The following is a 10533-nucleotide window of genomic DNA, read 5'->3' as shown; positions in this document are numbered from 1 at the left end:
GAAAAACAAACGGAACTATATTTTCAGCTTTTTCGGGATAATCGATTTTCTTTCATTGATTCCGTTTTATCTGAGCTTTATTTTTCCGGTTACCAAATATTTCCTCATTTTCAGAATGCTGAGAATGCTAAGAGTTTTCCGAGTATTCAACTTACTGGATTTTATGAATGACGGCTCCGTAATTGTGAGGGCATTAAAGAACAGCTCACGAAAAATTTATATTTTCCTTTTATTTTTAATTATTTTCTCCGTGATTGTTGGCTCACTGATGTTTATGGTGGAAGGCGGAAGAGAAGGTTTTGAAACGATTCCGCAGGCAATTTACTGGGCGGTTGTTACCGTTACAACGGTTGGTTATGGAGATGTTTCCCCGATTACTCCGATGGGAAAATTTTTCGCCGTGGTTTTAATGCTTGCCGGTTATTCTATCATCGCTGTTCCTACAGGAATTGTAACGGCTGAGATGAGAAACAAAAGACAAAATCTGGAAAAAGTATGCGACCGATGCGGAAATGAAGATATTGATGATGATGCAAGGTATTGTAAACAGTGTGGCAAGAAATTAGCTTAGTAAAAATTAATACTCAATTTATTAACGAAACACCACAACAATCATGGAACCTAAAAAGAAAAATAAACCGAACAGCTTAGTAATTATCCTTTTCTCGATGATCGCCCTTATGATCGTAATTTACTTCATACTCGTTATGTTCTTCCCTACTGTTTTCGAAAGTATGACGACAGGAGAAATTCAGCCCGTTCCCAATAAATAAAATATCTTCATTAAATAATAAAGGCGATCTTCAATAGACCGCCTTTTATTATGGTTAAAGTTTATTTATTTTTTAATTGTTTTTACAACCTGTTTAGAACCGTCTTTCATATCCAGCATCAGCAGATACACTCCCTGCTTCAGTTCACCCAAATGAATTTCTGAATCAGGATTTTCAATCACTTTTATCAGTCTTCCTGAAATATCAGTCACGGAAACCGATTTTACTTTAGCGATATCAGAAATTGTAACCACATCACTGAAAGGATTAGGGAATACTTTAACGGTATTTTTATTGGCCGCAATTTCAGAAGTTCCTAAAGTGTTTTTTGTAATATTAATGGAAAATGCTCCTTCCGGTTCATCTGACCAGCCACTGTAATGACCAACATTTACATAATAGGTATTTCCTGAAAGAGTAGGAATAGAAATTGTTTCAGCACCGCCCTGTCCTCCGTCATCTACTGTATTTTCACAGGTTAATGCAGAGCAGTTTCCGCTATAAACTCCGATCTGAGGATCAAAATCGCTTCCCGCAGGCATTGTTACACTGATATTAAATGTACTTCCGTCTCCTGTAAAAGTAAACCAGGTTCCGTCATTCATTTCATTAGAACATACGCTTACAATTCCTGAATTATTCGTAGCTCCCGCTCCGTCATTTTGTATATAAGTATAAGGGAAAGCATTGGCAGATAATGCACCTGAGCAGGCATCATTTACCGGAGGCGGAGGGAAAGTTCCTACACAGATATTAAAACTCTGATTACTTCCTGCTCCGTAATAACTATAAACTCTCACCCAATATGTTTCTCCTGCGGTAAGACCTGTTACAACTCCGGAAGGCGGATCTGAACAGAATATACTGGAAAGCGCTCCACAGCCTCCACTGAATACCTGAAAATAAGTATCGGTATCTCCTGTTGTACTGCCTACAGAGGTGATATTAAGAAGGGATATTTTATGAGTTGACGCAGTTGCTACAAATTTAAACCAGACATCATCATCTGCATCTCCGTAGCATGGACTTGGGGCTGTTCCTGAATCTGTAGCACCCAGAGTATAACCAGCCGTTACAGTTCCACAGTTTAAATCCGGATTCACCGTTAAAGTAACCGCTGTTGCACATTCGTCATTAGCAGGCTGCGGAGGTGCGGTTGTAAATGATACTTCTGTACATCCGGCAGATTCTCCTCCTGAGCCTACAGCTATAATTTTAACATAATGGGTGGTATTAGGAGCCAATGCAACAGAAGGTGTATAACTATTGGTTGTTACAGAAACCTGATTCGCTACATTTGTTCCTCCTGAAGAAGTACCTATAGAAACTTTATAGCTTGTTGCTCCTGCCGTATTGTTCCATGTAATCGTAGGAGTTAAAGGAACAAAAGAAGCATTACTTCCCGGATAGGTAACTACCGGGCAAGCCGGAATAGGATTCGGAGCCAGCCCCTGAAAGGTAACAACAGATTTATAATTTACCAGATTTCCCGTCGCAGGTGGTGAAGCCGGATCCGGATCTGTATAATCGTTTTTATAATAAATGGTAGAATTTTGTGCCCCGTTATAAACGTGCATTGCCTCATCATAATTATTGTTATCATAGCCTGAAGAATTTTCTTCAGCAGCAATAACGAGATTGGAGGTATTATTGTAGGAAAAAGGGGTAGGAAAAACAATTTCAATAACCCCGTTATTATTGGTAACTGTCCCTGAAAAAACCTGCGTTAATTGTGATGAAGGAATCCAGTCTGAATCTGTACTGAAGGATGTTTTGTTGGTAAGCCCCAGATAAACCACCCATTGCGAAGAGTTTGAAATGGACATTGTCGGATCTATATAGAACTTCAGTCCTGTAATGTTTCCGGCTGCGTTTGCGTTAATTTCCTGTTTTGTGAAAATCTGCTGTACGTAAGAATATCCATAATATGTACTGATTGGAGCAACGCCGACATTAGTACTTCCTGATCCCAGAGTAATCTGGGCGGAAAAACACATGCTTAAGAACAATAAGCATGAAAGTAGAATTTTTTTCATAAACTATTTATATTTTGTTGATTAAGTACTAATTTAACAATTATTATCTAATTTCTATAACAATTTTCAAATTTAATTAACAAAAAAAATAGCGGCTAATATTAGCCGCTATTATAATTTATGGTATGAATTAAAAACTATTTTTTAATTGTTTTTATCGTTTGTTTAGATCCGTCTTTCATCTCTAAAGTAACTAAATACATTCCTTGTTTCAATTCTCCTAAGTGAAGTTCTGAAGTAGGATTAGCAATAGTTTTCACTAATCTTCCTGCAATATCTGTAACCAGTACATTTTTAACATTAGCTACGTCAGAAATATTCAATACCTCAGAGAATGGGTTTGGATATACTTTGATGTTGTTTTTAGCATCTTTTACTTCATTAGTTGCTAATACAAGTGATGCATCATAAGCAGATACCTTGAATTGACCAGTTGTTGATGAAGAATAATTCCAAACACCAATCATCAATGTAGATCCCGGAGTTAATCCTGTAAGAGATACTAAAGAGAAGTTACCGTCTGCGGAGCTGTCATCATCACAACCAATTTGCGTAAGTGCTCCACAGCTTCCACTGTACACTCCTAAAACAGTATCCGTAACATTAGAACCAGAAACAGACTGAGTCTCTATTGTAATATTTCCACTTGCAGGAACTACTACAGAATACCATACATCTCTGTAACCTGTAGTCTGGCAAGAATGTGTAGCCGTTGCATCAGAGGTTGCTGTAGCACCAGCATTAGTAGAAACCACTGCATTTTGCGCAAAAGTACCACCAGGCGTTAAAGCAATTGCTCCGGAACAGTCATCATTTGCAGGAGGCGGAGGTGCAGTTGTAAAGCTTCTTTCTGTACATCCCGGAGATGTAGATGTAGCATCATAAGCATTTAAGGTATAATAATAAGTCGTATTATAACTTAGCGCAGTTGGAAGTGTATAAGTTGTTACATTTCCTAAATCCTGAGCATTCATAATATTAGTAGCACCGGCTGAAGTACCGATAGAAAGTTTATAACCAGAAACTCCGGTTACAGCAGTCCAGGTAAATGTAGGGGTTACAGAAACATTTGTTGCAGCAGCTGAAGGTGCAGTAACAGTAGGACAGAAAGATTTTGTCGTAAATGTTACAGGAACCCAGATAGACTGATCTGAAGCACTACAATTAGATCTAACCCATAAATAATAAGTTGTGGAAGGGGTTAAATTAGATAAAGTAGTTGTAGCAGCAGTTAAGCCAGAAAGTGTTGGTGTTGTAGTAGCAGTCGGAGCTGTATTCGTTGTACTGTAATAAACATCATAACCGTTTGCAGGTGCTGTAGCAGGTGCAGTCCAGTTTACAACAGCAGAATTATATGCTAAAGTTGCAGCAGGAACTGTAACCGCAGAAGGCTCTGAACATGTTGGAGTAACAACAATACTAATATCATCTACATACAGGTTATATTGGTCAGCAGCAGAGTATGCATTAAATCCAAAATAATAAACACCGGATGCAGCAGGAGTAAAGTCTACAAAGTTAGTTGCCGCTGTTGCAGTGTTAATGTTTGAATGATCTGCCAAAGCATTCGTCATACTTGCACTGCTGGCAGAGGTGCCATATGCTACCTTTAATTTTTCAACATACGTTGTACTGTTATTTCCATAGGTGTATTTAATTCTATAAGAAACACCAGCCGTTAAATTGATTCCCTGAGTATAGAACCAGGCATTAGCAGCATTAAGAGAATTATACAGATAAGTAAGTGCTTTAGTAGTAAAGCCATAAGCAGCAGGTGAACTTGTAGTCCAATTGTTACCCGTACCAGCATTTTCTATAGAAGTACATGAAGGCAACGCAGGTGTCGTCACACTTTCAAAATCTTGTGTGTAAGGAACATTGGTAGATGTACATGCAGTCGTAAAGCTCAGAGGACCTGCCCAAGAACTTGTAGATCCGGAACCACAATTAGAACGCACCCATACATAATAAGTTGTATTAGAGGTAAGTCCGGATATATTGTAAGTTGTAACCCCCGCTGCAACAGTAGCACTTGGTGTTGTAGTAGCAGTTGGAGCTGTGTTGGTTGTACTGTAATAAATATTATATCCATTTGCAGGAGCTGGTGTAGGAGCCGGCCAGGAAACCGTTGCTCCGGAAACTGTAATTGAGCCTGAAGTTAAAGTGGTTGGAGCTGCACAAGATGGTGTAGTTTCTAACCTAAAATCGTCCACTCCTAAATACCATGGCGCACTCGTAGAAGATACGTTTACAGCAAACATATAAACTCCTGAAGTAGCAGGTACAAATGTCTTAGTAACTTTTACATATCCGGCTGCTCCGGCTGTTGTACCCTGAGTTGCTGTAATAAATGTTCCTAAATCTGTAGCTCCGGTAGTAGAAATAGAATTATTTACTAAAACATTTCCTGTATATCCTACATAAGAAGAGCCTGTACCCCCTGTATTATAATAAAAAGATAAATCATACGATGTACCGGCAGTTAATTGAAAGGCCGGTGTCCAAAGCTGGCTCGCTGTCGTATTACTATATGCTATGGTCATATAGTTAGGCGTAGACCTCGGCGTATTATAAGTTGTGGTGGTTGAACTCATAGAAGTCCATGCATATGAACCTGTAACATTAGCCCAACAAGATGGTACAACCGCTGCCCCCAAAGTAGTCATAGCATCAAAATTCTCAGTCCAAGGAAGACTGGAAATAGCATTACACTGTGTCGTAAAGTTTCTTTCAGTACAACTTACAGACAAGTTTGCTCCTTGGTAGGCATTTAATGTATAATAATACTGAGTCTGTAAATTTAAAGGTGAAGAAAAAGTATAAGATGTTACGTTTCCTAAATCTTGAGCATTCAATACATCTGTACCACCCGCAGTAGTTCCAACTGAAAGTTTATACCCTGACGCTCCTGTTACAGCCGTCCAAGTAATAGTTGGTGTTAAACCAACCCCAGTTGCCCCGGCAGAAGGCGAAGTAACCGTCGGACAAGGTACCGCTGATGTTGTAAAACTATTTGATGTACATCCTGTTGCCGAGCCAAAAGAATTTTTTGGATATACAGTTACATAATAAACGGTATTATACATTAGGGCGTTAGTTAATGTATATGATGTTCCTGTAACATTCGTAAGGGGAAGTATATTTGTTCCACCAGCACTCGTACCAATAGCTATATCATATGATGAAGCCCCGGAAGCAGTTGCCCATGTAATAGTTGGTAATACAGCTACTCCCGTCGCTGCATTTGCTGGTGTAGAAATAGTGGTACATGATGGTGGATTTGTTGCTACCTGATTTAGTTGTACATCATCGATTCCCATATAATAATCCCCCGGAGATGTATAATTCATTTTAATTCTGAACTTAAAATTTGCTCCAGTAGGTATAGTTCCAGCAGGTATAGTTCCAGAAACCGTTGTACAAGGAATAGGAGTAGCATTAGGACTGGATAAGGTGGTTGTTGCTAACAGACTTGTCCAGGTCGTACCACCGTCGACAGAATATTCTGCAGCAATATTTCCACTCACTGATCCTGTAGTACTATAGCCTTTTGCCAAATACTTAAAAGAATACGTTAATGCTGTAGCATTAGAAGCAGTTGAAGAATAGATAAGATACCAAGAAGATGTAAAAGAATATAGATTCTTATTAATAGCTTTAGTACCTGCACAAGCTGTGCCAGCATTAGTATTATAACTATTCGATGTATAAGCTGTTCCAGCTGCATCAGTACTTGCCCACCCTGTGGGCAGTGTTGTCCCTTCAAAACTCTCTGAGACTGTAATCTGCGCTGTGATGCATGCATAAAGAAACATCAAGCACATTAGTAAAAGTTTTTTCATGTTTAAGTAAAATAAAATTAGGTACTGTAAAAATATAAATAAAATTTAATTTAATTAACCAAAAGCTCATAAATAGTTAATATTTAATAACAAAAAATACCATTTTAAATCTATTCACCAAACAATCGTTTGTACAATTAAATAAATCACAATTCAAACAAACTTATAAAACACTGTCTATTAGGAAGTTAAATAACACTCACAAATATTTGACTTACAATCAATAACAACTTTGCATAAAAAACCTTTGAAAAAATATAGACTGCCTCAAAGAGACAGCCTATATTTAGTTAGTTCTATTTATCAAAATCTTTTGATAAACCATAAATTATTTACTTTTCGATACCTCTCAATAAATATCTTTTTGATATACGGATAAAAACTACCACAAACCTTAACACTCTGATAAAAATCACCCAGTGCTTCAAAATTTCACATTTACAGAAACTGTTTGTAATGTATCAGGCAGCATAATGCTGCCATACTTTGATATTTCAGTTACATGAACAGGGAGGCTTAATGGTGAACGAAGTCATTTTTTTTTGTCTTTTATTTTAAACTTGTCTAAATTTTTTTACCATAAAAGATTGTAACACTTTAGTTATTCAAGTTTAATACTTAAATGAAAAAAAAGAGCACATAAGTTAAAAAATCAAAGATTTTTTCTCTTTGCTGACTTTTGAAATAAAAGTTTAAAGTAAAATGGTAGAAAACTCTGTGGAGTTTTATCTGTGTAGACACCATATTCGCAAGGCGTTCTGCGTTCCGTAGGAACGCTATCTTAGAAAATTTATCGTATTTATAGATATCAATCCTATGGATTGACTGACGAATCTATTCTTATTTCTACACAGATTCTGCTCCTAAAGGAGCAAACTCTTTTACTTTAAATAAGTCCAATAAATTCTTTTGTGTTTCTTTTGTGGTTAAATTTAAAATGAGCTTAAACAGACTTGTTATATTCATTTTTTTATGGTCGTCTTCTATTAAAATATTGTAGAAAAGTACTAAATCTTCTAAACTCAAAAAAATAATTTTCTGTCTTTTAGATGAACTTTTTCTGTCTTTCCATATCAGACTATTTTAAAACATGCTCCCTCAGGCGTTTTATCTTCGGATGCTCCCGAAAACACATTCCTTTGGGCGAAACGATTTCGGAACTCCCCGAAAATGTTGTCCATTTGGCGGAATACACCCGGCGGGTTCCGAAAGTCTGCTCCTTCAGGCGGGGCGGTTTCGGCTGTTCCCGACAGCTCCCTCCCTTCGGCGGTGGCTCTAGGAAGGGGTTTGCGGAGATTCAGGTTTCTGATCTTCTCCCCCGCTTTCTTCCGTACTGCTGTATTTGGTAACAGCAAGATTATATTGGTTTACCAGACTGCTGAGCTTTGCCATTAACTGATCGTATTCTGCATTCGGGGTAAGCAGGGCATGAGCCTCTATATGCTGCTTCAGTGTCCGGTAAGCTTCCGTAGATGCTGTTCTGGCGGAGGCTAACACACCTGTTTCTACTTCCGAAAGTTGTACGGTACGGGCAATGTACTTGTTGTTAAAATTCTGGTTGGAAGTTTTCAGTTCGTTTACCCAGTCTATAAGTTGAAGCTGGGAGATTTTATCGCTGTGCTTTTCTTCCCATTCTGCTACGATGCTGTTAATCGTGGCGGTTTCCAGCTGATACCGAAGCTTGTAGATACGGTCTCCAAAACGGTTAAGGATATCTAAAAGTGCAAAGGCATTGTTTTTGATCACCGGATCGAAATGGTACTGCCATGCTTCCAGCATCATTTTGATTCCGATAACAGCGTTGTCTCTCTGCGCATCCAAAGCCTGAATTTCAGGCGTAATATCGCTTCCCGTATAGGGCAGATAAGCATTATTAAAACTTTATGCCGCTGTTTGCAAAATTGTTCTTTGGCTGCCTATATTTAATTGGTCGGCAGCGGCTTGAGGTAAAAGTTCCAATACATTGTTCACGAATTGCAGAAAATCTCCGTTACGGTATTTTTCCAGATTGGCGGTTGTAATCATTGTGTTATTTTAAAATTTTAAAGGGCTAATTTATAAAAAAATTGAAAGCGTTTTTCTGTTCAGGTATATTTTATGAAAAATTTTAGATAACTTCAACATATTGGCAGCTATAACGTTTTCATAGTAAAGAATTTTCATGAACATTTATCAAAAAAATAGAGGCTGTCAATAGGACAGCCTCTACCTTTTTATTAGTATAATTATTTAAGATTATCTCTTAATTGTTTTGAATGTCTGTTTAGAGCCATCCTTCATTTCAAGAGTAACTAAATACAATCCTTCTTTAAGCTCTCCCAACTGGAGTTGAGAAGCTGGAGTTGCGATAGTTTTCACTAACCTTCCGGCAGCATCTACGATAAAGATAGATTTTACATTAGATACATCAGAAATGTTTAGTACATCCACAAATGGATTAGGATAAACTTTAATTCCTTTGTCTTTATACAATATTTCGCCTGTGCCCAGTGTAGGAGCCATTTCCGCATAAGAAAGAAAACCTGTGTAACCGGCGCTTGCCAATGCAGTAGTAGATTGTGTTGTATTTGGACTGCCTGCCGCATAAGTACCGGTAGTACCAAATGAGCTGTCATATACTCCATTTGCCGTTGTCGCGATTACCGGGAAATTACTACTTGCAATTGCTGCATCCCCTAATCTTACATTGATGGTTGAGAAAGCACCAGATACCAGTGGAGCTTCCCATCTTCTTGTAGCAGATAAATTTTGAGTACCTGCGCCAGCCGTTCCGGAGTTGGAATCAAAAGCTTCAGCTTTCATATTGGTTACCGCCGTAGTTGCAGGTGCCAATGCAATTGGAGCATACGCTGTTTTACCTACAGGATATACTATATAGCTTGTATTCGCATTACCGGAAGCAATCGTTCTGGCAAATGGTCCCACTACATAAGATGTAGTGCTGCCTCCTGACAATGTACCTGCAGCTGTTGCTGTACCTAATGTTAATAAGTTAGCAGAAGTTGTATTTACTTTTCCTGCTGTAAGTGTTAAAGTTCCACTTACTGATAACGGTGCATTTAATGTAACACCACCTGTACTTGCATTATTTACAGATAAACTAGTTAAGTTAGCTGTAGGAGATGCTGCTAAATTTCTGAATACACCTGTACCAGATATAGTTTGAGCATTGGTAGATGCCAAGCTAGAAGTAGAAGATGTTAAATCTGCTCCCCATTGTGCCAATTCTAAAGTACCAGTAGAAGTAAGCGTACCATTATTTACAATATTTCCATTAATTTTTGAACCAGATAATCTTAGTTCACCAGAAGTAATGGTTAAATCTTTTTCAACACCTACGGTATATGGAGGTACAACAAATCTATTTGTACCTGTAGGTAAATTAATAACTAAATTACCCGCAATAAAATATCCAGTGCCCGGCCAAGTATTATACTGAAGACCACTCGTGTTTCCACCTGCATCAGTAGAGACTCCGTCTCCTAATTGAATTGTATGATTTACTCCTGCACGGTAACCATTACCCCAATACGCGAAAGCGTGTCCATTTGAAGTACCTCCTGCTGCTGAAGTTGCCACATGCGGATCTACAATAACAATTCTACCGCCTGTTAAATTTAATGTAGCTCCTGTTCCTGAAGTACCAAAACCAAAGATATTAGTACCAGAAGCAACAGAATTAGCCACTATACCTGCATCGTTACCATCTACAATAATATCTCCACCTGATTGATTAAATGTTGATCCATTTACATTATTTACATTACCATTTACATTTAATATACCACCTGAAATTGTTAATGTTCCGTTATTTACTAATGAATTATTTTTAAGAGTACAACCTACCGTAAGATCACCGGATGCATTTACCAATGTCCCTCC

The 10533-nt window shown here is 38.0% G+C and carries 8 protein-coding genes; 2 read left to right on the top strand and 6 right to left on the bottom strand.

The annotated features are described in order from the left end of the window. Positions 1-571, top strand: a 571-nt coding sequence (locus tag WFK35_RS16050) for an ion transporter (RefSeq protein ID WP_336733432.1), incomplete at its 5' end; no start/stop codon positions are given. A gap of 43 nt (positions 572-614) precedes the next feature. Continuing rightward, complete coding sequence (locus tag WFK35_RS16045) at positions 615-773, top strand: hypothetical protein (protein WP_336690036.1); 159 nt, start codon at positions 615-617, stop codon at positions 771-773. 65 nt (positions 774-838) lie between these two features. Here WFK35_RS16045 and WFK35_RS16040 read toward each other — a convergent pair whose 3' ends face one another. The 6 genes from WFK35_RS16040 to WFK35_RS16015 form a co-directional block, all read right to left on the bottom strand. Then, entirely contained in the window at positions 839-2809 is a 1971-nt protein-coding gene (locus tag WFK35_RS16040; protein ID WP_336733431.1) for a T9SS type A sorting domain-containing protein, read from the bottom strand. Positions 2810-2946: 137 nt separating this feature from the next. Beyond that, positions 2947-6651: a fibronectin type III domain-containing protein gene (locus WFK35_RS16035; protein ID WP_336733430.1), complete on the bottom strand. Its 3705-nt coding sequence runs from the start codon at positions 6649-6651 to the stop codon at positions 2947-2949. A gap of 846 nt (positions 6652-7497) precedes the next feature. Continuing rightward, the gene (locus tag WFK35_RS16030) at positions 7498-7677 is read right to left on the bottom strand and encodes a hypothetical protein (RefSeq protein ID WP_336733429.1); all 180 of its coding nucleotides are present in this window, start codon (positions 7675-7677) and stop codon (positions 7498-7500) included. Between the two features lie 249 nt (positions 7678-7926). After that, positions 7927-8481: a DUF6261 family protein gene (locus WFK35_RS16025; RefSeq protein WP_336733433.1), complete on the bottom strand. Its 555-nt coding sequence runs from the start codon at positions 8479-8481 to the stop codon at positions 7927-7929. A 51-nt stretch (positions 8482-8532) separates the two neighbouring features. Next, positions 8533-8676 carry a hypothetical protein gene (locus WFK35_RS16020; RefSeq protein WP_336733428.1) on the bottom strand — a complete coding sequence of 48 codons (144 nt, stop codon included), beginning with the start codon at positions 8674-8676 and terminating at the stop codon, positions 8533-8535. Positions 8677-8886: 210 nt separating this feature from the next. After that, a partial coding sequence (locus tag WFK35_RS16015; RefSeq protein ID WP_336733427.1) for a T9SS type A sorting domain-containing protein occupies positions 8887-10533 on the bottom strand: 1647 nt, incomplete at its 5' end.

The organism is Chryseobacterium sp. VD8 (genome assembly GCF_037149975.1).
Classification (GTDB): Bacteria; Bacteroidota; Bacteroidia; order Flavobacteriales; family Weeksellaceae; genus Chryseobacterium; species Chryseobacterium indicum.
Note: the sequence above shows the minus strand (reverse complement) of the source record. Positions and strands in the feature narration are given on the sequence as shown.